Source organism: Engelhardtia mirabilis (assembly GCF_007748095.1).
Taxonomy (GTDB): domain Bacteria; phylum Planctomycetota; class UBA1135; order UBA1135.
On sequence record NZ_CP036287.1, the window covers coordinates 6,701,360 to 6,728,257 of the forward strand.

Genomic DNA, 26,898 nt, shown 5'->3' on the forward strand with positions numbered 1-26,898 from the left:
GCGCGGCGCTGTCAGATGCGATCGAGGGCGGCGGTGAGGAGCTCGAGCTCGGCGCTCGCGTTGGGCCAGTGGGGCGCGATCCGCAGCAAGCCGTCCGGCCCGGTCACCGCTACGCCGGCCTCGCCCAGGGACTCGACCACGTGTTGGGTGTCGACGCCGGCGGGGGGCGCGAAGGAGGCGATGGTCGAGCGGCCGGCGGGCTCCGCGTGGCGCAGAGAGCGCCAGCCGCGGGCGACCAGCTCGGGCTCGACCCGATCCAAGTAGGCCTGGACGTGGTTCCAGATGGCCTCTGCGCCCAGGCCCTCGAGCAGTTCGATCGACGCGGCCAGGCCGCACAGGCCGAGGAAGTTGTGCACGCCCTGCTCGAAGACCCGTGCGTCCGACGACAGGGGGCGGTCGTAGCGCAGCTCTCCGGGACCGAACAGGAAGGCGTCGAAGTCCACGTGGCTGACCCAGCCGACGCTGAGCGGCTCGAGCTCGGCGCGGGCCGCCTGGGCCACGAACAGGAACCCGGCCCCCATCGGGCCCATCAGCCACTTGTGCGAGGCGCAGGCCAGGAAGTCGATCCCGGTGGCGACCACGTCGAGGGGCGTCGCCCCCACCGCCTGGATCCCGTCGACGAAGACCCGCGCGCCGACGGCGTGGGCGCGCTCGGCGATCTCGGCCAGGGGCATGGCGAGTCCGGTCTGGAACTGGACCGCGCTGACGGCGACCAGGGCGCAGCCGCGGGCAAGCTCCGCGTCCAGGGCGGCCAGACCCTCCTTGAGCGAGCGCTGGAAGGGCGCCAGGGGCACGAACACCACCTGCGCGCCGCGCGCGCGAGCCGCCGCCTGCCAGGGGGTCACGTTGGTCGGGAATTCGCCTTCGAACAACACCACGCGGTCACCCGAACGCAGGGCCAGGGCCGAGGCGATGGCGGAGACTCCGGCGCTCGTGCTGGAGACGCGCGCGACCTCGCCAGGCCGGGCGCCGATCAGGCGCGCGAAGCCGTCGCGGGCGGCGTCGGCGCGCTCGATCAGGTGCGGGAAGGCCGCCAGGCCGCCGGTCTCGCCCAGGGCCACCCCCGCGCGCAGGGATTCGGCCACTGGGAGCGACAGGGGTGAGATCGCCGCGTGGGCCAGGTAGGCGCCGGCCCGCAGGTCAGGGAACAGGGAGCGGTCACCGAGCTGGGCGTGCATGGCGACCATGCTGCCGGGACGACTACTGACTCGGTACCTGCGCGCCGACATTTGCGGCCGAGCCCGCGCTTAGAATCTGCGCCGATGGATGAGGTCCAAGCAGACGCCCAGCGCCACTGGGCGCCGCCGGGGAGCGCCTACTCGCCGCTGGTCGATCCCCGCGAGGGCGTGCGGCGAAGTGCCCAGGCCAACGCGCGCCTGGATCGCTCGATCGCGGGTGTCGACATGCGGACCGAGGACCAGGTCGCGCTGATCGAGGACCTCTTGCGCCTGCACCGTCCGGAATCGGTCGGGGTGGAGCCCGCCGGCGCGGCGCGCTGGACCCGGGGCAACAGCTTCTATCCCCTGGGCGACGCCTACGTGTTGCAGGCGGTGGTCCGGCGCCAGAGGCCGAGGCGCGTGATCGAGGTGGGCGGCGGCTACTCGACAGCGGCGCTCCTGGACGCCATCGACATGGACGGGCGCGCAGACGAGGTGCAGATCACCGTGGTCGAGCCCGACCCCGACCGCCTGGCGTCGCTCCTGCGCGAGGGCGACACCGCGCGGCTCGAGGTCATGGTGGGCGAGATCCAGGACCTGGAGCTCGAGCGCTACGACGAGCTCGGCGCGGGCGACCTGCTCCTGATCGACTCGAGCCACGTGCTCAAGACCGGCAGCGACGTACAGCTGCTCCTGTTCGAAGCCCTGCCGCGCCTGGCCCCCGGCGCGTTGGTCCACTTCCACGACGTGCCCTGGCCCTTCGAGTATCCGCCCGAGTGGATCGCCGAGGGGCGCAGTTGGAACGAGGCCTACGCGGTGCGAGCCTTCCTGCAGTTCAACTCGGCCTTCGGCGTGGCCCTGCACCTGTCGCACCTGGCCGCCCTCGATCGCCAGCGCCTGGCCCGCTCTTCTCCCGAACTGGCCGCGGAGGCCGGCAGCTCCCTCTGGATCGAGCGGCTGCGGTGAACGCGCGCGCCCGCCGCGCGCGCCTGGCGCTGATCGTCGTCGCCTGCGCGATCGGGATCGTGGCGCTGTTCGGGGTGGCGGACCGCGCGGCCGAGGGTCGCCAGGCGATCCTGCGCTGGCAGCCGGCCTTCGAGGCGCTCGAGTCGGGCGCGAACATCTACGCGCGCCCGGAGGGTGTAGTGGATCCCCACGCCACCAACGAGGGCTATCCGACCCTGCCCCTGTCGGCCCTGTTCATGGGCGCGGTGTTGAAGGCGGGCCCCGTGGTCGGTTGCCTGGTGTTCGCCGCGGTCAAGCTGGCCTGCGCGGCGCTCCTGTTGATCGGCGGCGTGCGCCTGGCTCGGACGGCGGGTCTCGAGTTGCCGCTGGCGGCGCAGTGGTTGCTGCTGCTGTTGACCCTGCGCGTGATGCTGTCCGACGTCAGCCACGGCAACACCAACCTGCTGGTCGGCGCGACGGTGGTGGCGACGGCCCTGTGGTGGTCGACGCGCCGTGACGGCCTGGCCGGAGGTGCGATCGCCCTGGGCGCGACGCTGAAGGTCACGCCGCTGCTGCTCCTGGCCCTGCCCCTCGCCCGCCGCAGCCCGCTCGGATTGCTCGGCTTCGCGATCGGACTGTTGCTGTTCGTCGTCGTGCTGCCCGGTGCACTGCTCGGCTTCGACTTCAACCTCGAGCTGATCGGCGCCTGGTACGACCAGATGCTGGCGCCCTACCTCTCGAGCGCGGATCCGGGTCCGATGCAGACCCAGCAGATCAACCAATCCCTGCTGGGCGCCATGTCGAGGCTCACGACCGATTCGCTGGCGATCGAGGCGCGCGGCGACACCTGGCCAGCGGACGTGAGCGTGGCGCTGGTCCACCTGGACCCGGCGAGTTTCCGCTGCCTGCATCGGGCGGCTTGCGCCGCGGTCGTCGGGGTGTTCGCGGCGGCCCTCGTGCGTCGACCGGTCAGGCACCTGGCCCTGGCCCACGTGTCCCTCGGTGCCCTGGCCATGCTGCTGGTCTCCGAGCGTTCGTGGAAGCACCACCACGTGACCCTGGCCCTACCCATCGCTTGGTGCTGTGGCGTGGCCTTCAGCGCCGCGCCCGTCCGTGAACGCGCGGTCGCGACGGCCGCGCTCGTGGCCTCCCTCGCCGGCCACGCTCTGTCTGGCAGCGGCGTGCTCGGAGACCGCGGCAGCGACCTGGCGGAGGCGTTCGGCGCCTTCACCTTCGCGGACCTGGCCCTGTTCGGGGCGGTGGCCTGGACCCTGTTCAAGCTCGAGCTGCCACCCCGCCGCTCCGGCGCCTGAGGACCGCGAGCGAACCGGCCACGACCCCGGCGCCGACCATCAGAGCCAGGCCGTCGGCGGGGGTGCGCAGCAGGCCCAGCGCGAAGATCAGGGTCGTCGCCAGGGCCGGGGGGTGCGGCGTGCGCGCGAGGCCCGTGGCCGCCGCGGTGAGGGTCACCGCCAGGGTCGCCGATAGGACGTGGCGCAGCTCGAAGGCCTGGGGCAAGGCGGGGACCATCCGTGCGGCGCCGCTGACCCACAGGGCCGCCATGCCGAGGGCGACACCCAGGCCGTGGCCCAGGATCACGTTGCGCGGCCGGTTGCTCTCGGCGCCGGGGGCGGCGAGCCCCGCGAAGGCGGTGACCCCCAGGGGCGGCGCCAGCACGGCCGCGTCCGCGGCCGCCGCCAAGAGGCCGATCGGGACCATCAGCGCCCCGCTGGCCAGGGCCAAGCGCAGGGTCGAGAGGGCCGGCAGCGGCGCCACTTCCGTCCGTTGTGGAGTTTCGAGAACCATTTCAGATGACGAGTCGATCGGACCGATGGCATAGTGGCGAACGAAACGCCACTTTAGGCGGGCCCGGCGGAGGTCGGACCGCTCCACCCCTCCCGAATCCGATTCCTACGATCCATGAGCCTCTACGAACGCCTCGGCGGTGAGCCCGCCTTCCAATCCGCCGTCGACGAGTTCTACCGCCGCATGCTGACCGACGAGCGGGTCTCGCGCTTCTTCGACGACGTCGACATGGAGGGCCAGATCGCCAAGCAGAAGGCCTTCCTGACCTACGTGACCGGCGGGCCGGCCGAGTACACCGGCAAGGACATGCGCGCGGCCCACGCCGAGCTGAACGAGCGCGGCCTCAGCGACGAGCACGTCGACGTCGTGATCGAGCACCTGGGCGCGGTCCTGCTGTCGATGGGTGCGGCGCCCGACGACGTGGGCGAGGTCGCGGCCCTGGCCGAGAGCGTGCGCGCGGACGTCCTGGGCCGATGAGCCCCGGCCAGATCGAGGTCGAGGGCCAGCGCATCGAGCTGGAGCAGGGCGAGACCGTCCTCCAGGGGCTCGAGCGCGCCGGCCTCGACGTGGCCAGCGGCTGCCGCGCCGGGACCTGCACCAAGTGCCTGCTCCAGGCGCAGGACGCTCCGCCCCCGGCCAGTCAGCGGGGCCTGCGCCCCACGCTCACGGCCCAGAACTTCTTCCTCGCCTGCCAGGCACGCCCGACCGGGCTCCTGCGCCTGCGTGGGAGCCGGGGTCCCGAACCGGTGCGGGCCCGCGTGGCCTCGATCGACCACCTGACCGAGGACGTGGCGCGACTGCGCCTGACCCCCGACGAGCGCTTCGACTACCGCCCGGGGCAGTACCTCGACGTGCTGCACCCCGGCGGCGAGTCGCGCAGCTACTCGATCGCGAGCCTGCCGAGTGACGGTTGGCTGGAGCTGCACGTGCGCCGGATTCCGGGCGGGCAGGTCAGCGGATGGCTCCACGAGCTGGCCGTCGACGCCGAACTCGCGGTGCGCGGTCCATTCGGCCAGTGCTTCCACGTGGCGGACGACGACCAGCGCAAGCTGCTCCTGGTGGGCGCCGGCACCGGGCTCGCACCCCTGGTGGGCATCGCACGGGACGCGCTCGAGCAGGGTCACCGCGGGCCGATCGACCTGGTCCACGGCGGACTCGAACCGAATCGGCTCTACCTGCGCGACGACCTCGACCGGCTGGCCCGGGAGTCCCCGCAACTGCGCGTGCACCACTGCGTCCTGCGGGGCGCCACCGCGCGCGAGCACGAGGGGCCGTTGGATCAGGTCGCGATCCGCCTGGCCGGAGCCCTGGCCGGCGCCCGCGCCTTCCTCTGCGGGGACGGCGAGATCGTGCACCTGCTGCGCCGCAGCCTGTTCCTGGCGGGCCTGCCTTCCGGCGAGATCCTGGCCGATCCCTTCCTGCCGTCGAAGCCCGCCCTGGCTTGAGCTGCTGGCGCTGGTCATCGCGGGCCGTGTCCTGCACCATCGAGCGCGCGCTGCTCTCGCGCCGACGCCCTTGCGAATCACCAAGCACACCGACTTCGCCCTGCGGGTCCTGATCTTCCTGGCCTCGCGCCCGGGCGAACGCGTCTCGACCGAACGCATCGCCCAGGCCCACGGCATCTCCCTGGCCCACCTGCAGAAGGTCGTGCGTCGCCTGGGCGAGCTCGGCTTCCTGCGCCTGGTGCGCGGCAGCGGCGGCGGCGTCGAGTTGGCCCGCGACCCCGAGGACGTCTCGATCGGCGCCGTGGTCCGCGCCCTCGACGACGCCACCAGCCTGGTCGAGTGCTTCGAACCCGCCACCGACACCTGCGTGATCTCGTCGGCCTGCCGCCTCAAGGGCTCCCTGCGCGTGGCCCAGGAGGCCTTCTACGCCGCCCTCGACGACACGAACCTGCAGGAGATCGTCGCCGGCAAGGTCGGCGCCCGCCTGCGGGAACTCACCGGCGGCTGAGCGGGCGACGCCGCCCGCCGGACACCGACGCCGGGTCTTCGCCGATGCTCTCGGTCCTGTTCGTCAACTACAACTCCTGGGCCGAGCTCGAGGGCGCCCTGACCTCCCTCGCGCAGCAGTGGCCGCTGGACGGCGGGCAGCGCGAGCTGGAAGTGGTCGTCGTCGACAACGCCTCGCCCCACCGCGACGCCTCGATCGAGGCCCGCGTCGAAGCTTCGCTGGCGCGTTGGGGAGGGCGGCTGGTCCGCCACGCTCGCAACGACGGCTACGGCGGCGGCATGAACCTGGCCCTTGAGCACGCCAGCGGTGAGCTGATCCTGGTCTGCAACCCGGACCTCTTGTTCCTGCCCGGCTGCATCGAGCGCATGGCGCGGCACCTGGACGAGCATCCGAGGGTCGGCGTGGTGAGCCCCGAGACGTTCGCCACCGCCGACCGCTCGCTGCGCTTGCCGACGGGAGTCGTGCCGACCCTGGCCGATTTCGTCGGCGACACCCTGGCCGCCCTCAGCCCGCGCTTCGCCCATCGCAACTCGATGCGTCGGACGCGGCAGTTCCTGCCGGTCTGGAGCGCCGGCCCTGACCTGGAAGTCGAGATGGTCGCGGGTTGCTGCTTCATGCTGCGACGCGCGGTGATCGAAGAGGTCGGATTCTTCGACGAGCGCTACACCCTCTACTACGAGGACACCGACCTGTCCCTGCGCGTGCGCCGAGCCGGTTGGACCATCGAGCAGGTGGACGGGGCCGGCATCGTGCACCTCTACGACCGCTCGGCCGCGACCGACCGCCATGCCGCCCACGCGCGGATGCTGCACAGCCGGCGGGCGTACTTCCGCCGCTGGTACGGACCGCTCGGCGCTTGGGCCCACGACGCTTGCCTCGCGCTTCTGCGTACTGGCTGGGCCGAACGTCGCCGTTCAAAGGCCCAGGACAGCGCCGTGCCGCTGGGCGTCGCGGCCGGCGAGTTGAGCCTCGAGATCCCCGGGCCCAGCCGTCGCTGGCTGGTCGAGATCGCCTACGACCCAGACTTCCTCTACGCCGCCGGTCAGATCGGCTCGGGCCCGTGCTGGACCCCCTGCGAGCAGGTCTTGGCCGAGCTACGGCAGCCCGCCTGGCTGCGGATCATCGACCTCGACGGGGCGCGGCCGCGGGAGCTCGTCCGCTACCGCTGGGGCGTCTCGCCCGGCTGAGCTCGCCCGCGTGCGTCAGCGGCCGCCACGAAAGCGCGCCGGGTCGCGCTCCGAGTTGGGCACGAATGGGAAGGCGGCGCTGGGCTCCACCCCCACGTCCGGCCCGCCCTGGTAGAGGTTGCCGACGAACGGCCCGCCGAGCAGGCGGCGCTGCACGGTGCTCGCCCGTTCGAACACCTCGCGTGACGTGCGCAAGCCGTGGAAGTTCGGGAACCAATAAGGCCCGTAGGTGAAGTACAGGGTGCGGCGCGTGCGGCCGGAGTGCAGGGCCTTGGCGCCATGCCACAGGTCCTGGGTCAACACGACCACGTCGCCGGCCTCCACCAGCACCTCGGTGTAGCCGGGCAGGTCCTCCCAGCGCACCTGCGGCCGACCCTCGTTCTGGGCGCGGAAGGCGGCGCTTACCTCGCGATCGAACTGCGGCTCCGGCCAGTCTGGGTGCAGGCGACCGTAGGGGAAGTCCTCCGCCCGCCGATGGCTGCCCGCCAGGGCGACGAAGGGGCCGTCGTCGGTGCCCACGTCGCTGAGGCAGACCGTCAGGGTCAACAGGCGCGTACGCGGTCCGGTGGGCGTCTCCTCGAAGCCCGACAGGGCCAGGGCGTGCAGGGGCAACCCGACGCCGCGCCGCCGGGTGAGGGCGAAGCTCTCGGTCAGGCGGATGTCGCCCGGCATCAAGGCCGCGCACCAGTCCAGGAACAACGGCTCGTCGACGAGGTCCAGGAACCGCTGGCCGCACTCGGTGACGTTCATCAACCGGTACTCGTCGACCACCGGCGTGAAGCTCGCCAAGGATTCGGCGGGCAGGTCGGGGGTCTGCAGGCCCTCGAAGGCTCGCAGGTCGTCGGACAGCGCCGACACGCGCTCGGGGTCGAAGGCACCGCGCACGACGTGGAAGCCGTTGGCGGCGAAGCTCTGTAGTTCTCTCGAGGTCGGCATGGTCGCCCGCGGCCCCCGGCCTTGCGGACCGGTCCACGCTAAGTCGGCACGACCACCGGTACCAGGGGTCAGGACGTCATACCCGCCGGGCGGCGTCTCAACCGAGTCCAGCTGGCCGGGGCCCCGTCCGTCAGCGGAGCCTTTCTAGAGATCCGGCGAAACTACCGCAGGACCGGCAACGCTCCCGGGCTCCACGGCGGGCAGGCCCCAGCTCCTGCCGATTCTGCCGATTCTGCCCCTGCAAACCGTCCTCCAAGGACCGAGCCTGATCTCCCAATGCTCAGACACTCCACAGCACTAGTCATTGCCGCCTTCGTCGCCGCGCCGACCGCGTCGGCTCAGATCGTCGAACCCCTCGTCAACGCGACGCTGCTCCACAACGACGCCGACTTCCACGACCTCGCCGTCACGCCCGATGGGCGCTGGGGAGTCGCGCGCTCGTCCAGCTCGGTCGCGTTGATCGAGATGAAGACCGGCACGGTGAGCAGCTCGATCACCTACTTCCCGACCGAGTCGACGTTCATCCCCAACCCAACGTCGACTCCGCCCCTACGCGCGATGAACCGGTCGATCCAGGCGACCAACACCCGCGTCCTGACGGCGAGCGTCAACGGCAAGGTCCGCATCTACGGGATCAACGAGTCAACGACCCCGGCCTCCCTCGACCTGCTCGCGCCGGCTTCGACCGGCACGGGCAACGCCTTCGACTGCATCCTCACCCCCGACGGCTCGAAGGGTCTGGTCGTCCACGACGCAGGCCCGACCGAGGTCTTCGACATGTCGACTGGGGCGCTCCTCGGGACCTTGACGGGTTCAGGCAAGTACTTCGGCCCGAGCTCCGTCCTCAACCCCCTCGACGTCATCGACGTCACCGATGACTACGCCGTGACGATCGCCCCGGCCTCGACCGGCGGCACCGCAGGCGCCGGCAGCATCCTCGTGCACGACCTGAACACCCTCTCGACGGTGACCCTGTCGCCCGCGCCGCCCACAGGCGCCTACCACGACCTCGACATCTCGCCCAACGGACTGGAGGTGCTCGTCGCTGCGAACAGCGGCCCGATGCAGCACTTGCGCCTGACCTCGGGCGCACCGGTGTACCTGGGCTCACCGGGTTCGTCGGGTAGTGCCTTCAACTTAGCCCAGAGCATCTGGGTCCAAGAGATGGTTCAGGCGACCGACAGCGTCGGGATGGTCATCGACGCCAGATTCGGCTTCTCTGGGCCCAACGTCCAGTTCGTCCAGTTGAACGGTGGGACCGTCTCGGCTGCGCAGAGCCACCACGTCGCGAGCGCTGAGATGCACGACTGCGCCTTCAACACTGACGGCACTCGCGCGATCGTGCACGGCTCCTCCCTCACTCCCTCGGGTTACGGACCGGCGGTTCAGATCTTCGACACGTCTGCTCCCGCCGCCGTCCTTGCATTGGGGTCCCCCCTGGCAAGCCCTGGACATGGCTACATGGCCACGTTCGACACTTCCAGTCCGATCTTGATGCCCAACTCCCTTGAGGCAACGTTCGATCGAGCGATCGCCGCAGGCAACACCGACCCCAGCCCCAACGGCTCGGGTCGGGTCATCGTGTATGACCTCGGCATCGCCTCAGGAACGCCTGGCATCCTGAATGCGTTCATCGACTCGACCAACTTCCTCAGGTACTACGAAGTCGCAGTGACGCCGGGTGGCAACATGGGCGTCGCAAGAATCGCCATGGGAGCCACCCCCTCCAAGTCACCTCACTTCGACATGGTCAGCGGTTCGTTCGTCGGCGCCGCAGAGAGTTCCGCCCCGGGAAGCAGCTTCGAGTCCCGGAACACCGTTGCGCTCACGGACGCACGCGCGCTCTTCGGTGGCGGCGACGACCTGCCCGCCGCGCCCTTCACCCAGTACGCCGTGAACAAGGTCTTCGAGCTGCCCTACTCCTTCGGGACGGCGAACGCCAACTCGTCCGGACTGCCGGCGACCCTGAGCTACACGGGGACTCCCGACATCTCCACGAACAACTTCGACTTCGTGATCTCGGACCTGCCGCCGATCCCCTTCGGCGGTTCGGTCCCGGTGACTCTGTTCTACTCGCTGAACCGATTCGAGACTCCCTACCTGGTTGCCGACGGCAACATGTACTTGGCGCCCACCGTGGTCCGTCTCGCCACTGTGAACGCGACCTCGGACCCGTTCACGATCAGCTTCGACCTCAGCGCGCCCTTGCAGCAGGCGAACATCGCGGCCGACGACGTGGTGCACTTCCAGGTCTTCTATCGCGACAACCCGGTGACCACCGGCGGTACCAACATCACCCAGGGGATCACGGCGCACTTCCACCAGTGACCCCCCCAGCGGACTCGGAATCGCCCTCGCGCGAAGTCGAAGTCCGCGACTGGCCGCCAACGGACCCGAAGCGAAGGCCGGTGGACGCGCGCGAGCGCTCCGCCGGCCTTCACCCCTCCCCCAACACCTCCGCCAGCCTGGCCATGGCGCGGGAGAGGATCGTGCGCACGTTGACCTCGGTCTTGCCCAGCTCGGCGGCGATGTCGGCGTAATCCAGGCCGGCGATGCGGCGCAGGACGAGGACTTCGCGGTAGTGGTCGGGGAGCTGGTCGAAGGCGGCCTCGATGCGGGCCACTTCCTCGCGGGCCACGGCGGCGCGGCTGGGGGTGCAGACCGAGGCGTAGGCGCCGAGCAGGGCCTTGTCGTCCGGGTCGGGCAGGTCGCGGGCGGCGTCGCGTTTTGCGGCGCGCCAGTGCTCGGCGCGGTGGCCGATCTTGCGTAGCGCCGTGGCGTAGAGCCAGCGCTTGAAGCCGTTCTCGGTGGGGTGCTCGAAGCGCTCGCGGTGGACCAGGATCTCGCGGCAGACCGACTGCACCAGATCGATGGTCTCCTCGCGCGAGCGGACCTGGCGTCCGGCGCGCAGGCGCACGAAGCCGTGCAGGGCCGGCATGTGCTGGATCAGGAGCGCCTCCAGGGCCTGGTCGTCCCCATCGGCCAGGCGACGCAGCAGCTCGGGGTCGTCGTTCAACGGTCCGCCTCCGAGCTTCGATCCAGGGCGCGCGAGACGCGGAAGCCTGCGTCGTCGGCGATGGTGTCGACATCGGCGAGGCCGCGGTAGCTGACCCGCGCGCTGAAACCCAGGGTGTAGTAGCTACCACCGCGGTGGTGGGCGGTCGAACGCCCCGCGGTCGAGCGCCGGAAGCCGTCGCCGGGGGCCGCCGGGTACTTGTCGTAGCGCGCCGGGGAGTCGCGCACCCACTCCCAGACGTTGCCGTGCATGTCGAAGAGCCCGAAGCCGTTGGGCGACTGCTCGCCCACCGGACCGGTGAGTGCTCGGCCGTCGGAGAAGTCCTCGATGTAGTCGAAGGTAACGCTCCAAAGGGGTGCGGAGCCTTCGTCCGCGAGGTTCGCGTGGCCCTCGAGCGACAGCTCGTCCTCGCCGGTGGCGAAGCGCGTGGTCGCGCCCCCGCCACAGGCGTACTCCCACTGGGCCTCGGTCGGCAGGAGCAGGCCGCAGCAGCGCACGAACCGCGCGCTGTCGTTCCAGCTCACCGTCTCGACCGGGTGCCGCAGGGTGAATGGTCCGGAGACGCTGGGCTCCCCGGCGGCGTAACCGCTCGGGTTCTCGCCGAACAGGCTGATCCACTGGCCTTGGGTGGTTTCGAACTTCGACATGAGGAACGGCTCGAGGGTCACCTCGTGCGGGGGCCCCTCGTTGGGAACGGCTTGCGGGTCGAAACCGGGCGCGCTCGGGTCTTCGGATTGGGCGCCCATCAGGAAGGTCCCGCCGGGCAGCAGCACCAACACGATCCCCATCTCGTCCGCGGGCACGATCTGCCCCGCGGCGTCGCGCCCGGGCTCGGCGCCGCTCATCGGGTGCCAGAACTCGAGCAGGCCCGAGTCGGGGTCGGCGCCGATCGGCAGCAGGCCGAGCTGCGGCTCGAGCTGCAGGCCGTCGTAGCGCTCGAATGCCATCGTCGCGGCCTCGGCCCAGCGCTGCCGGGCCTCGGGTCCCTTGAGCGTCAGGGTCTCCAGTCCCTCGGCGAAGTCCAGGCGCTTGGGGATGCTCCAGCCCTCGTCGTCGATCCCGTCGTCGCTCGCGAGGCCCTGACTCAGCCGCTCGAGTTCGTCGATGAGCCGCACGAGCTGTTCGTCCCACCAGGCCGTGCGCCCGGCCTCGGGTCCATAGACCGGCGCATGCGCGTCGGCCCCTGCTGCGGCGCGCAGGCCGGCCAGGTCGTCGCGATAGGCGGGAGTCTCGGCCACCAGGGCTCGGGCGCGCTCGACCCAGTCTGCGAAGCGCTCCGCGAGCTGGGGCCCGGGAGGCCAAAGCTCGCGGGCCTCGGCGTGTAAGCGCTCGACGTCGCGCAGGGCCGAGAGGCGCAGGACGTCGTGGCTGCGGGTGGCGGCCAGGAGCGAAAGCCACAGGCTCACCGCCAAACCCGCGACCACCGCGACGACCGCGACCCCGGCGGCCGCGGCAAGGGCGCGGTTGCGGCGCACCCACTTGCCCAGCTCCGCGACTGGCCCCGTGCGGTAGGCGCGCACCACCCGGCCCTCCAGGTAGGCGCGCAGGTCCTCGGACAGCTCGATCACGCTCGCGTAGCGCTGGGACGGCTCGCGCCGCATGGCGTGCTCGCAGATGGCCACCAGCTCCGGATCGACGTCGCGCGACGCCTCGACCAGGGGTCGAGGCGCGGCTTCCACCACCTGGCCGACGATCTCCTCCGGAGTGCTGCCCGGATGCCCGAATGGGGCGCGGCCGCTGAGCAACTCGTACAGCATCCCGCCGATGGCGTAGACGTCCGCCGGCGGCCCGATCGCGTCGATCTCGCCGCGGGCCTGCTCGGGGGCCATGTAGGCGGGGGTCCCGACCAGATCGCCCGCACCGGTCATCAACGGCGAGTCGTGCTCGTGGTTGCGGCGCGTGGATTGCACCGGCGCGTGGCCTTCGGACCGGCGCCCGAGCTGGGCCAGGCCCCAGTCGATCACGTAGGTCTCACCGAACTGCCCGACCATCACGTTGGACGGCTTCAGGTCGCGGTGGACGACGCCGCGCGAATGGGCGTAGGCCACCGCTTCGCAGACGCGCAGCAGCACGTTCAGGGCACGCGCGCGGGGCCACTCGCCCGCGTGCACGCGCTCGACCACGCGCGCGAAGCTGTCGCCGCGGATCAAGGGCATCGTGAAGAAGACGCGGCCCCGGGCGTCGATGCCGAGCTCGTGCACCGGAACGATGCCGGGGTGCTCGAGCTGGCCGGTGACCTGGGCCTCCTCCAGGAAGCGCGCCAGGGTGCGGGGGTCCTTCGCCGCAAGCTCATCGACGTCGATCGAGTCGATCAGGACCTTCATGGCCAGCTCGCGGCGCAGGTCCCGATCCCACACGCCGAGGATGCGCCCGCGCCCGCCGTGGGCGAGCTCGCTGCGCACGGTCAGGCGTCCCGAGTCAGGGGGCTCGCGCCGCAGCCCCCTCACGTCCGCGCGCGCCTGGTCGCTGGCGGCCTCGCGCTGGCGGCCCTGCTCGAGCTCCGAGTCGAAGGCGTCCGAGAGCAGTTGCCAACTGGCGTACATGGCGCGCAGCTTCGGCGCGAGTTCCGCGTGGGACCCGCACAGTGCGTCGAAGTCGGGCTGCTCTCCGGCCTCGCGGCGCTCGATGTATTGCGCGAAGAGCTCCGCTGCCGGGGAGAGCTGAACGGGATCTCCCTGGGTGGACATGGGCGGCTTCAGCTTAGCTCGCCCACGGGAGCTGACCTGGGAGTTCGCAAAAAGGCCCCGGAGCGCCCCCGACGCGCGAGGCGGAGGGACGCGGGCACTGGCGGCCGATGGCTGTCAGTGCCGGAAGTGCCGCGCGCCCGTGAAGACCATCGGGACGCCGCGCTCGTCGCAGGCGTCGATCACGGCCTTGTCCTTGACCGAGCCACCCGGTTGCAGGATTGCGGTGATGCCCGCGTCCATGGCCGTCTCGGGGCCATCCGGGAAGGGGAAGAAGGCGTCGGAGGCGAGCACGGCGCCCTGCACCTGGTCGCCGGCCTTGGCGATCGCCAGCTGCACCGAGTCGATGCGGCTCATCTGGCCCGCGCCCACGCCGAGCACGCGCGTGCCCTTCGCGATCACGATCGCGTTGGACTTCACGTGCTTGGCCACGAGGTTCGCGAAGACCAGGCCGTCGAGTTGTTCGGAGGTCGGCTCCGCGCGGGTGACAACCTCGCACTGCTCACGCTGCTCACGGCTCTGATCGGCATCCTGCACCAGGAAGCCGCCGGAGATCGGCTTGAGCTCGCCCGCCAAGTAGGCGCCACTCTTCGGGCCCACTTCACCGACGGTCAACAGGCGCACGTTCTTGCCCCACTTGGGCACGGTGGTCAGGTGCTCGAAGGCGTCCTCGTCGAAGCCGGGGGCGACGATCGCCTCGACGAAGCGCCGATCCGCGGTCAAGAACTTCGCCGTCGGCAGATCCACCGATCGGTTGAAGGCAAGGACCGAGCCGAAGGCGCTGACCGGGTCGCCGGCCCAGGCCTGGGCGATGGCCTCGCCGAGGGTCGCGGCGCTGGCGGCACCGCAGGGGTTGTTGTGCTTGACGACGCAGGCGAAGGGCGCCTCGAAGTCGCTCGCCAGGCGCAGGGCCGCGTCCAGGTCGACGTAGTTGTTGTAGGAGAGGGCCTTGCCGTTCAGCACCTGGGCGCTGGTCAGCGAGTGCGCGCCGGGGGTGGCGAAACGGTAGAGCGCCGCCTCCTGGTGCGGGTTCTCTCCATAGCGCAGGGTTTGCGCCCGGGTGCCGGCCAGGGTGAAGCCGCGCGGGAAGCGCTCCTGCGTGGCGCCGTCGGCCAACTCCTGGGCGAAGAGCCACTCGGCGATGGCGGCGTCGTAGCGCGCGGTGCGTTGGAAGGCAGCCACGGCCAACTCGCGCAGCAGCGAGGGCGGCAACTCGCGGTCCTGCTCACGCAGGGCGGCGAGCACACGCGGGTAGTCCTCCGGCGCCGTGACCACCCCCACCGAACGGTGGTTCTTCGCCGCCGAGCGCAGCATGGCCGGCCCGCCGATGTCGATCTGCTCCACGGCCTCCGCGCGGCTCACTCCCGGGCGCGCAACGGTCTTCTCGAACGGGTAGAGGTTGACCACCAACAGGTCGATGTTCTCGATCCCGTGCTGCTCCATGGCGGCGCGGTGCTCGGGATCGTCGCGCAGACCGAGGAGCCCCCCGTGCACCTTCGGGTGCAGGGTCTTGACGCGACCGGAGAGCATCTCCGGGAAGCCGGTGTAGCTCGAGATCTCGGTCACCGGGACGCCGGCCTCGTTGATCGTCCGACAGGTGCCGCCGGTGGAGAGGACCTCCACGCCCAGGGCCACGAGGTCACGGGCGAAGTCGACGATGCCTGTCTTGTCGGAGACGCTGATCAGCGCTCGCTTGACGCGGACCATGGGATGGGATCGATGTGGGTCGGGGGGAGTGGGAATGGGGACGGGCGCCGCGGGGCGCCCGTCATCGTCTCGGTGACCTGCCAGCGTGCGAACCCTGGTCGATTGCAGGCGCGGTTGGCGTGCTTGCTAGAGAAAGTAAGTCAGCCCCAGGAAGAAGATCACGCCCTCGGGAGTGACCTTGCCCGAGACCGTGTTGGCGTCGGTGCCGCCGCCGCCCTGGGGGATGTTGAGCACCAGGTCGTCGTCGGTCGAATCGAGGGCCACTTCCCAGAAGGCACCGAGCTCGAGGCTCAAACTGTCCGCCAACCAGAAGCTCGCGCCGCCGACGAAGCCGAGCGTCCAGTACTCGTCGCCCTCGAGGGTCACGCGCTCTTGGAAGCTGGGGCTGTACTGCACCGTCGCATCGAGGGAGATGCCGTCGATGTAGCCCAGGTCGATGCCACCGAAGAGCTTCATGCGCGGGTTCGCCTGGAGCGGATCGGTGTAGTAACGCGTCGAGAACAGGTAGTGGATCGACGTGTACTCGTCCGGCGAGATCTTGCTCGCCAGGGGCTCCACCGGGTCCGCCTTGAAGGAGCGGAACTCGACGATGCCGCCCAGAGCGAAGTTGTCGGTGAGGAAGTAGTTGTACTTCGCGGCACCGCCGCCGATCGGCTGCAGCTTGGTGTAGTCCGTGCCCGAGCCGAGCTCCGGCGAACCGCTCTTGTCCTCGAGCGCGACCTTGGCGTTGAAGATGCCCCAACCCGAGGAGACCCCCAGGGTGTGCGAGCCCTCACCCATTCCTTCCCAGAACCGCGACTGGTCCGTGGCGACCGCTTCTTGGGTAAGGCCAGCGCATGAGCTGAGTGCGCCCATTGCGAGCACGCCAGCGGCCAAGAACAACGTGGACGACGGACGGGGCGCACGGCGTGCGGATGCGGTTCGCACGGTCGCAGCGACCTGGACCCAGGCGTGACGGATCGTCATCGGGACTCTCGGAGGGCCTCGTGAACTGCTCCCAGGCGACGGACGCCGGGGGACGCGAAGCCGAATCCTAATCGGAGGCACCGGGCGGTGTTGACCCCATTTTCATTTGCGGCGCGGCGGCCTCGGGGGCCGTGGATAAGATGCCCCTTCTTCCGAGTCCCGAGACTCCAGCCCACCGATGAAACGCACTGCGGCCCTCTCATTGGCAATCGTCGGCGCCTTCCTCAGCGCTTGCGACAAGTCGTCCAACGTCGTCACGACGCCGATCGGCTCCGTGGCCATCTTCTCGCCCTCGACCGGCGCCATCCCGCTGCCCAACGACCTGCTCCTCTCGGGGTCGACGGACGGCACGTTGAATGCGCCGATTCCGAGCAACCCTGCCCAGCAGGGTCTGTTCGCGGCGATCAACGCGCTCGACGGCTGGTCGCCGACGGCGCCAATCTCGGTCGCCTTCTCGGAGCCGATCGACCCGGCCACGGTGCTGCCCGGTGCAGTGCGCATGTTCGCGGTCACGACCGCCGGCCTGTCGAGTGGTAACGCCGTCACGGGCATCGACTCGGAGTTGACCTTCGGCGTCGACTTCGTGGCGACCGCGACACCGGACTTCCGTGCGATCGCGCTGTTGCCCCTGCGCGCGCTCGAGCCGTCGTCCAACTACATGGTGATCGTCACCGATGCGGTCAAGGACGCGGACGGTGCCGCCACGCAACGCAGCATCGTTTACGACCTGGCGTCGGACACCGCGCCCCTGGCTGCTGACAACCCGCTCAAGCCGCTGCAGGGCCTGATCGGTGCGATGCAGACGGCGGCGGTGGGCGAAGGCATCGCGAAATCGAGCATCGTCGTCAGCTTCACCTTCCAGACCCAGGCCATCGGCACCGTCCTCGGCACCGTGGCGACGCTGGTCCAGGGCGGCGAGTCGGCGGTGATCGCCGGCCTGTGCGGCGCGGCCCCGGTGGACTGCACCGACATGAGCGCGGACCCCAACCTGGTCGCCAGCATCGGAGGGTTCGTCGAACTGCCTTCGATCACCACCAACGTGGACCTGGTGCGGGTATTCCAGGGCGAGCTGACGGTGCCGTACTTCCTGACCGCGGCCGCTGCCGGCGGCACGGGCGTCGACGACCTGACCCAGGACCCGGCTCCGCTCTTGACCTGGTGGAACTCGCGCTTCGACTGGCTCGCCCCGGGGACCGACGACCCGAACCACGTCACCTCGCTGAACCCCCTACCGGCCACCACCGGCCAGGTCACGATCCCGGTCTTGGTCACGGTTCCGAAGGGCGCGGCGCCGCCCGTGGGCGGTTGGCCCGTGGCCATCTTCCAGCACGGCATCACCCGCAACCGCAGCGACCTGATCGGCAACGCCGGCACGGTCGAGGTGTCCACCGGCGTGTTCCAGGAGGTGCTAGCCTCGAACTCCGTGGCGGACGCCTTCGCCCTGGCGAACTACGCCTGCGTCGCGATCGACCTGCCCCTGCACGGGCTCGATCCCTCGAGCCAGTTCGGTGACCCCTTCCCGGCCGAGCTCTTCGCCGGCTACGAGACGGCAGTCGACGACCTGCGCGAGCGGACCTTCGGTCTGGACCTCTTGGACAACTTCATCGGCACGCCCAACCCGTCCGGGGACGGCTTCGCCGATCCCAGCGGCGCGCACTTCATCAACCTGGGCAGCCTGCGGACCACGCGGGACAACCTGCGCCAGGCGGTCTCGGACCAGCTCTACCTGCTATCCCTGATCGACCAGATCGACGTGACCGACGGCGTCGGCGGCCCGGCGGACGGCACGCCGGACCTGAGCGGCTCGGACGTGCACTTCGTGGGGCACTCCCTGGGTGCGATCACCGGTGGCATCTTCCTGGCCTACGCCAACCAGGTCCGCACCGTGAGCTCGGCGACCCTCGGCATGCCCGGCGGTCAGCTCGCCTACCTGCTGCAGAACTCGCCCAACTTCTCGGGGCAGATCAACGGCGGGCTCGCTGCGGCGGGGATCCTCCCCGGCACGGCCGAGTACAACCTGTTCTTCGTCGCGGCCCAGACGGTGGCCGCCGATGCCGATCCGCTGAACTACGCCCGGCTGATCAGCCCCCAGGCCCCGCCGCCCGGCGGACCCACGCCGACTCCGATCCACGCCCTCGAGGTGGTTGGCGAAGCGCCGACCTTCCTGCCGGACCAGACGATCCCCAACAGCGCGGCGACCGCGCCGCTGGCGGGCACCGAGCCCTACTTCGCGGCGCTGGGCCTGGACGACATCGAGGCCGACGTGCCCTCCGGCGCTCCGATCTTCGGCGCCGTGCGTTTCATCCGCGGCGCGCACCAGTCCCTGCCCTTCCCGTCCCTGACCACTGTGCCGGTGGCGACGCTCGACGACACCAACACGGAGATGCTGGCGCAGACGGTCGAGTTCGCCGTGTCGAACGGCACGATGCTGACGCTGGTCGACGAGACGGTGATTGATACGGGGCCGTGATCGGTACGGGGCCGTGACAGACGCAGAGCGAGCGGGCCGGGAGGTGACTCCCGGCCCGCTCGCGTTCGGGACGGCCGCGCGACGTTCACTCGAGGTCGATCCAGCTTCTGCGACAGCGCCGGCTCGACCGACGGCCGACCGGTCCTCGGCATCGGTTGGTTCACGAGGGTGCGAGCGCGCTGACCACCGGGAGCTATGCTCGCAGCTCCGACCCTCCTGAGGAGCCCCCATGTCGAACCTCGAGTGCCCGCGCGATCATGCCGCGCCCCGGTCTCCGCGCAGTGACGTCGCTCTGGCCCTTTGCGCGTGCGCCTCTCTGCTGACTGGTTGCGACCATTCCTCGGGCGAGGTCTCGACGATCCTGCAGCCCACGGCGATCTACTCGCCGACCACGGGCCAGTTGCCCCTGCCCAACGACCTCTTGTTCGAGGGCACGATCGACGGGACCCTCTCGCCGCCGGACGCCGACGACCCGAGCAGCCAAGGCCTCGTCGGCGCCCTCTCGGCCATCGACGGTTGGTCGATCGCGACCCCGGTGCGATTCCGCTTCAGCGAAGCCCTCGATCCGACGTCGGTGGTGTTCGGCTCCAGCGTGCGCCTGTTCGAGGTGCAGTTGGACACTGCCTTGGCCCTGGCCGGCGCACCGGTCGCGGCAATCGTGCGCGAGGTTCGCCCGCAGGAGGTCGAGCTCGAGCTGGAATCGAGCGGGGTCGAGATCCGCCTCTGGCCCGCGCGGCCCCTGACCCCGTCCACGAGCTACCTGGCATTCGCCACGAACGCCCTGCGCGCGGCCGATGGCGAGCCCATCGCCCCCAGCATCGTCTACGACCTGGCGGCGGCGCCCGAGCTCGTGCCGCCCTCCAATCCCCTGGCGCCCTTGCAGCAACGACTCCTGGCGGAGCGCTCGGCGCTAGCGGCCTTCGGCGTGCAGACCGACGACATCGTGGTGTCGACGAGCTTCACGACCCAGTCCCTGGGAGCGGTACACGAAGCCCTGCGCGCCATCGCCCTGGGCGAGGAGGCGCTGTTCGCCGCGGACCTGTGTTCCCTGGAGCCGAACCTGGTTTGTAGCGACGATCCGAGCGGTCCTGCGCCGACCGCCGAGCTCGCGGTCATGGGGCCGGTGGAGATCCCGCTCCCCGACGGTGTGCCCTTCTTCCTGGGCCAGTTCTTCGAGGGCGCGCTGACCGTCCCGAGCTTCTCGGCCCAAGCCATCGGCACGAGCGACCCATTGCAGCTCAACGGCGACGAGACACCCCTGACCCAGCACTGGCGCGCGCGCTTCCCCTTCGGCCCGGACGACGACGAGCGGCCGTTGACCGGTCGCAACCCACTGCCCGCCGCGCAGGGCACGGCCACGGTGCCGGTCTTGATGGTGCGACCGATCACGCCCAAGCCCGAGGGCGGTTGGCCCGTGGTCGTCTTCCAACACGGCATCACCGGCAACCGCACCAACGCCCTGGCCCTGGTCAACGCCTTCGGCCTGGCGGGCTTCGCGATCGTGGCCATCGACCTGCCCCTGCACGGGATCCGCGACGAGGAGGACCCGCTCTTCGCCGGCTACGCGGACGTCCCCGGCCAGCCGCGCGAGCGCACCTTCGGTCTGGACCTGCTGACCGAGGTCGACGACGACGAGTTCCCCGGCGCGGACGGCGTCGCGGACTCCTCCGGCGCCCACTTCATCCAGCTCGAGAGCCTGCTCTCGACCCGCGACAACCTGCGTCAGGCGGCCTCCGACCTGCTGAACCTGATCGAGCTGGTCGACACCATCGACTTCGACGGCGACGGCAGACCGGACCTCGACGGCGAGCGAATCCACTACGTGGGCCACTCCCTGGGAGCGATCGTCGGCGGCCAGATGCTGCCCCACACCGACCGCATCGTCTCGGCCACCCTGGCCATGCCCGGCGGCGGCCTCGCGCGACTCCTCGAGGGGTCGGCCACCTTCGGCCCGCAGATCACCGAGGGTCTGGCCGCCAAGGGCATCGAGCCCGGAACCCCCGACTTCGAGTCCTTCCTCGACGTGGCCCAGATCGTCACCGAGGACGGCGACCCCCTGGCCCACGCGACGCTGCTGAAGCGCCAGAACAAGCCCCTGCACCTGATCGAGGTGGTCGGCGAAGAGGGCCTCTCCGAGCCCGACCAGGTCGTGCCCAACTCCGTCGCGGGCGGGCCCCTGTCGGGTACCGAGCCCTACGCCTGCGCCCTCGGCCTGGCCCCCATCACCGGCAGCACCTTCGATCCGGGCGGCGTGCGCGGCGTCGCCCGCTTCCTGCGCGGCGACCACATCACGATCCTGATCCCCAGCAACTTCGACGACTTCGAGCTCGTCGCCGCCTGGGAGGAGATGCAGCGCGAGACGGTTGACTTCGCCTACAACGACGGGCTGTTGATCACCGTGCTCGACCCGACGCTCTTGAAGCAGGACTGAGGTCGGGCGGATTCACCGCTACCCACCGTCGATGACGCCTTGCGCCGAACGGCAGCCCGCTTGCTCGACCTCTTGGCCACGGCTCAGTCCTCGAACGGCGCCACGACCTCGACCTTGATGCGGTCCGGATCCTCGCAGTAGAGCGCGTAGTAGTCCGGCCCCGTGGCGTGGGGGTACTCCGACTCGTACAGCACCGTGTACCCCTCGGCCTTGACCCAGGCCGCGATCTCGTCAACGTGCGCCCGCGACTCGCCAGTGAAGGCCAGGTGGTTCAGCCCGACCCGCTTGCGGTGGTAGCCGGCCCTCAAGTGCTCCTTCGGCGCCGGCAGGAAGCACAGGTACGCCAACCCGTCCTTCACGTAATTCATGCCCCCCGACCAACGGTCCGGCGCATAGCCGAGCTTGGCCATGAACGGCGTCCAGAAGGCGATCGAGCGCTCGAGGTCGCTCACGTAGATCTCGATGTGGTGGAGCATCAACTTATCCCGGCTACTTGATTGGGGCCGAGTCGAGTCCCCGGCTCCGCACACATGGCTGCGGGCGGGAGGCGATCGAGGTGAGACTACGGCCCCGTCGATCGATTGCGAGCCCCGTCAGGGTCGCTCAATCTTGAACTCGGCCCAGGCCTTGCCAGACCTCCTCGAGCTCGAACACGACTTTCGCGAACCTAGAGGTCGACGTAGGTCTTGTTGTAGATGTCCTTCATCGCTTCGCCCTCGAAGGTCCAATAGGGGCCTGGCGCCAAGGGGTAGTCCACCCCCATCATGGTTTGCGTAGCGGCAGACAGCGACATCTCCTCACCGTTGAACATGACCTTCTTCGGGCCGACGACTTTGACCACATCGCTCGATCGATTGGAATGGAGGAACGCACCCATCGGGATCCCCATTTCCTCGAAGTTGAGGTTCGGTCGACGGGACTTCAACTTCTCTGCCGCCGCTGATTCCTGAGGTTCGATCCCTTCGAGGTCTCCAGCCAAGTCGGTGGTCACGTCTTCCGCCGTATCAAAGAGCTTCAGAATCGCGATCGCCTGCTCCGGATCGATCTGAAAGAACTCTCGCTTCGGGTTCACTCGGTGGGGCCCAAATGCCACGTGAAGGGCCTTCTCGACCTCACTCGGGTTCAGAACGCGGCATGCAAACTCGACGGTGAACGGCACGGGTACACCAGTGGTGTAGAGCTGTGCCACTCGAGTATTGGGCTCACTCTGGTTCGTCATTCCAATCTTCACGAGCCCCGGCATGGCCGGGTTCGTCAGGACGTACACGACGCTCAATTGAGTCTCAGTCATAAAACGGCTTTTCACTCGGATTCGACCCAGGATGCCAGCCAGGGGGACCTATTCGCGCCACATGCTCCTATCGCAGGTCATGATGGGGCAGCTGATGCCCGAGTCGCGCGAGAGGCCCACTATGAAGCCGAGACGGGCTGGTCCCTCGGGGCCGGCCTCGATCGGCGCCTTGGGCGCACGTCGGCCAAGCGGCCCGGATCAGTCGTGCTTCTGCCGCAGGTACGCCGTCATGAAGGCGTCGAGGTCGCCGTCCAGCACCGATTGGATGTTGCCGACCTCCTCGCCCGTGCGGTGGTCCTTGACCATCTGGTACGGGTGCATGACGTAGGAGCGGATCTGGCTGCCCCAGGCGATCTCGCCCTTCTCGCCGTAGAGCTTGGCCATCTCCTTGTCGCGCTCGGCTTCGCGCAGGGCGATCAGCTTGGCCTTGAGCAGCTTGAGGGCGGTGGCGCGGTTCTTGTGCTGGCTGCGCTCGTTCTGGCAACGCACGACGACGCCGGTGGGCAGGTGCGTCATGCGCACGGCGGACTCGGTCTTGTTGACGTGCTGGCCGCCGGCCCCGCCGGCGCGCATGGTGTCGATGCGCAGGTCCGACTCGGCGATCTCGATGTCGACGTCGTCGTCGACCTCGGGCGTGATGTCGATGCTGGCGAAGGAGGTCTGGCGGCGGGCCTGGGCGTCGAAGGGGCTGATGCGGACCAGGCGGTGCACGCCGGCCTCGGACTTGAGGTAGCCGAATGCGTAGGGGCCGCGCACGAAGAGCTGGGCGGAGCGGATGCCGCCCTCGGTCTCCTCGGAGCGCTCGAGCAGCTCCACGTCGAAGTCCTGGCGCTCGGCCCAGCGCGTGTACATCCGCAGCAGGATCTCGGCCCAGTCGCAGGCGTCGACGCCGCCGGCCCCGGCGCTGATCGCGATGTACGCGTTGGAGCTGTCGTGGTCGCCCCCGAGCATGACCTTGAACTCGAGCGCGTCGGTCTGCTCGGCGACCTTCGTGGCCAGGGCTGCCAGGTCGTCCATGACCTCGGCCTCGCCCTCCTCGGCGCCCATCTCCAGCAGGAGATCGGCCTCTTCCAGGCTGGTCTCGAGCTGGGCGAGCGGATCCATCACCGTTCGCAGGGTCTTGAGTTCACCGACGAGCTTCTGGGCCTTGTCGGAGTCGTTCCAGAAGTCCGCGGACTCCTGGAGCTTGTTCAGCTCGGCCAGACGCGCAGCGCGGGAAGGGTAGTCAAAGACCCTCCTTTAGCTGGTTCAGCCGGCTGCGAGAGGCCGCGAAGGCCTCCTTGTGATCGCTGAGGGATGCCATGGGGGCGGAGAGTTTACGCAGGGGCGCCGGCCATGCCTAGGGAGGCGATTTCCGCGTCGCGGGTCGCGCCACTCCGTCCGGCGCGGGCGAAGTCGGGATCCGCTCGCCGTGACTCGCCGCCGCCGCTGCCCTAGTCGCGCTGTCGTCACCCCCACTGGCGCCCCCCGGCGCCGCCGCCGCGAACCCACCGAAGCGATCTCGATGCGACCCACGATTCCGGTCCTGTTGGCCCTCTGCTGTGTAGGGGCACTCGCGGCAATCGTCCCGCCGTCGCCGGAGCCCCAGGAGCCGCCCGCGGCCTCCTTGCCCCTGCGCTCGGGCTCGGGCAGCTGCAAGCCGATGGCGCCGCTGCGCCTCACTCTCTCCCCGCCCGACGACGGCGCCGGCTCGTTCGAGCTGGCCTACTCGGTCACCCCGCTGGTCGACGTGCTCGACCTCGAGGTCGAGCTGCGCCTGCCCCGCGGCGGTGCGGTGGCCAGCCACGCTGCCGTGCGCGCGGGAAGCACCGAGGCCGGGCAGGAGCACAGCGGTTCGGCCCGGATCGCCGCGCCGGCCGGACCGGGATTCGTCGTGGAGGTCGTCGCGAAGGCCCGGGTCGCCGACCCGGTGATCACTGGCGGCATCGCGACCCTGTGCGTGACCGAGCTGCTGGAGTTCGGCGAGGTCGCTCGCGACACGCCCGGGCGCTTGCTGCTCACGTCGAGCCCCGTCGGTGACGAGGCCTTCGTCAGCCGCGACTTCGCGGCCGTCCACCGCCCGGTCGACAGCGCGGGGGCAGGCCGATGAGTCGCTCGTTGCTCACGTTCCTGTTGGCCCTTTGCTGCGCCACCCAGCTCGATCAGGCGGCCGCCCAGGGCATTGCCTCGGGTCAGCTCCTCTACGTCGACCGCGAGCTCACGTTCGAGGACGGCTTCACCGGCGTGGAGACCGAGCGTCCGGTGCCGAACGCGGTCGTGCGGGTGTTCGACGCCACCGACGGCGCCATCCTGGGCGCCGGCCTGACCGACTTCGACGGCAACTTCAGCCTGGCCGTCGCGGGCAGCGGCCCCCGGGACGTGATCGTGCGCGGGTTCTGCGTGTCGGGCACCTACGGGGCCAATCGCGTGCTGGTCGAGACCGTCGACGGCGTCGTCTATTCCACCTCCAGCCCGACGCTCTCGATCCCGGACCTCGCGACGACCTTCGACGTCGGGCAGCTCATCGCTCCGAAGGTGACCGCCTCCGGATTCGTAGGCAGTCCCTTCAACCTGCTCGACCAGGGCGTGCGAGCCATGGAGTACGTCACCGACCAGGGCGCCGGCGGGCTGCCGGAGACGATTCGGATCCAATGGCCCGAGCTGTTCTCGTTCGCCATCTACAACGTGGCGCACCTGTCCGGCGACGACGGCTTCGACGACATCGTCGCGTTGCACGAGATCGGGCACGTGATCCACAAGCTCTACTCCGACTCGGACAGCGCGGGCGGGGGCCACACCCTGGGTCAGAGCAATCAGGATCCTTCCATCTCCCTGGGCGAGGGCTGGGCCTCGTTCTTCGCCGGCGCGGTGCGCCAGCACCAGGGCCTGTCGAACCCGGGCTTCTACCTGGACTGCGACGGCGACGGCAGCACAGGGCCAGCCGGGATCCAGATCCACATGCGCTTCGAGGACGGAGCGCCCTTCGCCCAACTGACCGGCGGGGAGGCCGACGAGGGCGCGGTCTTCTGTGCCCTGTGGGACCTGATCGACCGCCACGACACCGACGACGGCTTCCCCGGCGACGACGACCTGCTCGACGGCACCATCGACCTCGCCCCCGGGCTCGACGGGGACCAGGCCCAGTGGCAGGCCTTCACTGGCCCCGTCGTGGTCAGCTCGCCCTACCTGCACGTGATCGAGCTGTGGAACGGGCTGTTCCTGGACGCCGGGGCCGACCGCTACGCGGAGCTGAGCGCCGCCTTCGCCGCCTGGAAGATCCGCGTCGAGGAGGACCTGTTCGAGCCCAACGACACCACGGCGCAGGCTACGCCGCTGGTCCCTGGCAAGGCCTGGAGTCCCACCCTGACCCTGTACGCCTCCGACCTCGATCCGCCAGTCCCGGGGGGCGGCGATGTGGACGTGTTCCGGGTGGACCTCTTCGCGGGCCAGGTGATCGAGATCGAAACCCGCTATCCAAGCGGCGCCGCGGACCACGAGACCTATTGCGATACGCGCCTGGCACTCTTCGCCCCGGACGGCTCGCTCGTCGCGAGCAGCCTCGACGGTGGCGCGGGCGACAACGCCAAGCTCGCTGGCCTCGTCATCGAGCAGAGCGGGCCCCACGCCATCCACGTGGCCGCCGAGTCGAGCCTGAAGGCGACCGGCTCCTACGAGATTCGCGCCGTGGTCCTGAGTCCGCCGGCGATCACTGGCCTCTCGCCGACCTCGGTGCAGACGCTGCTCGTCGGGGCCTCACCGACGATCGTGGTCGACGGTGTGGACATCGGGAACGCGACGTCGGTCACGATCGGAGGGGCGCAGGTCGAAAGCTTCGTTGCGGTCGGGCTCGACCGGCTCGAGATCCACGGCGCGAACTACGTGCAGCTCGGCCTGCAGGACTTGGTCGTGACGACACCCTTGGGGAGTGCCTCGACGCCGATCAGCGTGACGACGCCGGCGGCGCCGTTGCTCAACGTGGCCGACGGGGCGCCCTTCTGGAACTCGATCACGCCGATCGCGGCCCGCGTCGCCGCCGAACCCGGTGACCTGGCCTTTCTATTCGTGTCCCTCTCGGACCAGCCCACGGCCGTCCCGGGAGTGCTCGATCTGGACATCGGTGGAGGGCTCTCGGGCCTGTTCCAGGTGGCGCTGCTGGTGGGCAACGGTGCGGGCCTGGCGAGCTACCCGATCCCGGTCGCCTCCCTGCCCGCGCAGGTGCCATTCCACCTGCAGGCGGGAGTGCTGCCGAGCGCGACCCTGGCCCTGCCGTTGCTGGCGTCGAATGCGGTCCAGGGCGCGAAGTCCTTCTGACGTCAGCCGTGGAGCACGAGGGTGGCGCGAACTCGGTCGTCGGCGTCGAAGGTGAGCTC

The 26,898-nt window shown here is 70.0% G+C and carries 21 protein-coding genes; 11 read left to right on the forward strand and 10 right to left on the reverse strand.

Annotation, left to right across the window (positions count from 1 at the left end; all coding sequences use genetic code 11):
- Positions 1 to 11 precede the first annotated feature (11 nt).
- Positions 12 to 1,178 carry an aminotransferase class V-fold PLP-dependent enzyme gene (locus Pla133_RS24670; protein WP_419191939.1) on the reverse strand — a complete coding sequence of 389 codons (1,167 nt, stop codon included), beginning with the start codon at positions 1,176 to 1,178 and terminating at the stop codon, positions 12 to 14.
- Positions 1,179 to 1,262: 84 nt separating this feature from the next.
- On the opposite strand from Pla133_RS24670, the gene Pla133_RS24675 reads away from it, so the two are divergent.
- Both Pla133_RS24675 and Pla133_RS24680 read left to right on the forward strand, forming a co-directional pair.
- Positions 1,263 to 2,123: a class I SAM-dependent methyltransferase gene (locus Pla133_RS24675; RefSeq protein ID WP_145070349.1), complete on the forward strand. Its 861-nt coding sequence runs from the start codon at positions 1,263 to 1,265 to the stop codon at positions 2,121 to 2,123.
- On the forward strand, positions 2,120 to 3,415 hold the full coding sequence (locus Pla133_RS24680; protein ID WP_145070352.1) for a glycosyltransferase 87 family protein: 1,296 nt from the start codon (positions 2,120 to 2,122) through the stop codon (positions 3,413 to 3,415). Before Pla133_RS24675 ends, Pla133_RS24680 begins: the two co-directional genes overlap by 4 nt.
- Here Pla133_RS24680 and Pla133_RS24685 read toward each other — a convergent pair.
- Complete coding sequence (locus Pla133_RS24685) at positions 3,378 to 3,908, reverse strand: HPP family protein (protein ID WP_145070354.1); 531 nt, start codon at positions 3,906 to 3,908, stop codon at positions 3,378 to 3,380. The two genes, Pla133_RS24680 and Pla133_RS24685, sit on opposite strands and share 38 nt — an antisense overlap.
- Positions 3,909 to 4,022: 114 nt before the next feature.
- Between Pla133_RS24685 and Pla133_RS24690 the strand changes: the two genes are divergently transcribed.
- The 4 genes from Pla133_RS24690 to Pla133_RS24705 all read left to right on the forward strand — a co-directional run bounded on the left by Pla133_RS24690 (position 4,023) and on the right by Pla133_RS24705 (position 7,048).
- Complete coding sequence (locus tag Pla133_RS24690) at positions 4,023 to 4,385, forward strand: group I truncated hemoglobin (protein WP_145070356.1); 363 nt, start codon at positions 4,023 to 4,025, stop codon at positions 4,383 to 4,385.
- Complete coding sequence (locus tag Pla133_RS24695) at positions 4,382 to 5,353, forward strand: FAD-binding oxidoreductase (protein ID WP_145070358.1); 972 nt, start codon at positions 4,382 to 4,384, stop codon at positions 5,351 to 5,353. Before Pla133_RS24690 ends, Pla133_RS24695 begins: the two co-directional genes overlap by 4 nt.
- 70 nt (positions 5,354 to 5,423) lie before the next feature.
- Positions 5,424 to 5,861 carry an RrF2 family transcriptional regulator gene (locus Pla133_RS26775; protein WP_419191940.1) on the forward strand — a complete coding sequence of 146 codons (438 nt, stop codon included), beginning with the start codon at positions 5,424 to 5,426 and terminating at the stop codon, positions 5,859 to 5,861.
- Positions 5,862 to 5,905: 44 nt separating this feature from the next.
- Positions 5,906 to 7,048 carry a glycosyltransferase family 2 protein gene (locus Pla133_RS24705; RefSeq protein ID WP_145070362.1) on the forward strand — a complete coding sequence of 381 codons (1,143 nt, stop codon included), beginning with the start codon at positions 5,906 to 5,908 and terminating at the stop codon, positions 7,046 to 7,048.
- A gap of 15 nt (positions 7,049 to 7,063) precedes the next feature.
- Here Pla133_RS24705 and Pla133_RS24710 read toward each other — a convergent pair whose 3' ends face one another.
- The gene (locus tag Pla133_RS24710) at positions 7,064 to 7,984 is read right to left on the reverse strand and encodes a phytanoyl-CoA dioxygenase family protein (protein WP_145070364.1); all 921 of its coding nucleotides are present in this window, start codon (positions 7,982 to 7,984) and stop codon (positions 7,064 to 7,066) included.
- A 276-nt stretch (positions 7,985 to 8,260) separates the two neighbouring features.
- On the opposite strand from Pla133_RS24710, the gene Pla133_RS24715 reads away from it, so the two are divergent.
- A complete protein-coding gene (locus Pla133_RS24715) occupies positions 8,261 to 10,312 on the forward strand; it encodes a hypothetical protein (protein ID WP_145070367.1) in 2,052 nt (683 codons plus the stop codon).
- A 109-nt stretch (positions 10,313 to 10,421) separates the two neighbouring features.
- Here Pla133_RS24715 and Pla133_RS24720 read toward each other — a convergent pair whose 3' ends face one another.
- The 4 genes from Pla133_RS24720 to Pla133_RS24735 all read right to left on the reverse strand — a co-directional run bounded on the left by Pla133_RS24720 (position 10,422) and on the right by Pla133_RS24735 (position 16,357).
- Complete coding sequence (locus Pla133_RS24720) at positions 10,422 to 11,000, reverse strand: RNA polymerase sigma factor (protein WP_145070369.1); 579 nt, start codon at positions 10,998 to 11,000, stop codon at positions 10,422 to 10,424.
- The gene (locus tag Pla133_RS24725; RefSeq protein ID WP_145070371.1) at positions 10,997 to 13,687 is read right to left on the reverse strand and encodes a bifunctional serine/threonine-protein kinase/formylglycine-generating enzyme family protein; all 2,691 of its coding nucleotides are present in this window, start codon (positions 13,685 to 13,687) and stop codon (positions 10,997 to 10,999) included. The genes Pla133_RS24720 and Pla133_RS24725 overlap by 4 nt, the downstream gene beginning before the upstream one ends.
- Positions 13,688 to 13,801: 114 nt before the next feature.
- On the reverse strand, positions 13,802 to 15,391 hold the full coding sequence (gene purH / locus Pla133_RS24730) for a bifunctional phosphoribosylaminoimidazolecarboxamide formyltransferase/IMP cyclohydrolase (protein WP_145070373.1): 1,590 nt from the start codon (positions 15,389 to 15,391) through the stop codon (positions 13,802 to 13,804).
- 126 nt (positions 15,392 to 15,517) lie between these two features.
- Entirely contained in the window at positions 15,518 to 16,357 is an 840-nt protein-coding gene (locus tag Pla133_RS24735) for a hypothetical protein (protein ID WP_145070375.1), read from the reverse strand.
- Positions 16,358 to 16,535: 178 nt separating this feature from the next.
- Here Pla133_RS24735 and Pla133_RS24740 point away from each other — a divergent pair, with 178 nt between their 5' ends.
- On the forward strand, positions 16,536 to 18,827 hold the full coding sequence (locus Pla133_RS24740; protein ID WP_145070377.1) for an Ig-like domain-containing protein: 2,292 nt from the start codon (positions 16,536 to 16,538) through the stop codon (positions 18,825 to 18,827).
- A 229-nt stretch (positions 18,828 to 19,056) separates the two neighbouring features.
- A complete protein-coding gene (locus tag Pla133_RS24745; protein ID WP_145070379.1) occupies positions 19,057 to 21,258 on the forward strand; it encodes a hypothetical protein in 2,202 nt (733 codons plus the stop codon).
- Positions 21,259 to 21,341: 83 nt separating this feature from the next.
- Here Pla133_RS24745 and Pla133_RS24750 read toward each other — a convergent pair whose 3' ends face one another.
- From Pla133_RS24750 to prfB, 3 genes are all read right to left on the reverse strand, one after another.
- The gene (locus Pla133_RS24750; protein WP_145070381.1) at positions 21,342 to 21,734 is read right to left on the reverse strand and encodes a VOC family protein; all 393 of its coding nucleotides are present in this window, start codon (positions 21,732 to 21,734) and stop codon (positions 21,342 to 21,344) included.
- A gap of 191 nt (positions 21,735 to 21,925) precedes the next feature.
- Entirely contained in the window at positions 21,926 to 22,525 is a 600-nt protein-coding gene (locus tag Pla133_RS24755; protein ID WP_419192461.1) for a GIY-YIG nuclease family protein, read from the reverse strand.
- A 222-nt stretch (positions 22,526 to 22,747) separates the two neighbouring features.
- Positions 22,748 to 23,852, reverse strand: a protein-coding gene (prfB, locus tag Pla133_RS24760; protein ID WP_419191941.1) for a peptide chain release factor 2 whose coding sequence is annotated in 2 segments (ribosomal slippage) — positions 22,748 to 23,776 and positions 23,778 to 23,852 — 1,104 coding nt in all. Because the reading frame shifts where the segments join, the coding sequence is not laid out codon by codon here.
- 201 nt (positions 23,853 to 24,053) lie between these two features.
- Between prfB and Pla133_RS24765 the strand changes: the two genes are divergently transcribed.
- On the forward strand, positions 24,054 to 24,638 hold the full coding sequence (locus tag Pla133_RS24765; protein ID WP_145070388.1) for a hypothetical protein: 585 nt from the start codon (positions 24,054 to 24,056) through the stop codon (positions 24,636 to 24,638).
- Positions 24,635 to 26,839 carry a hypothetical protein gene (locus Pla133_RS24770; protein WP_145070390.1) on the forward strand — a complete coding sequence of 735 codons (2,205 nt, stop codon included), beginning with the start codon at positions 24,635 to 24,637 and terminating at the stop codon, positions 26,837 to 26,839. The genes Pla133_RS24765 and Pla133_RS24770 overlap by 4 nt, the downstream gene beginning before the upstream one ends.
- Positions 26,840 to 26,898: the final 59 nt, after the last annotated feature.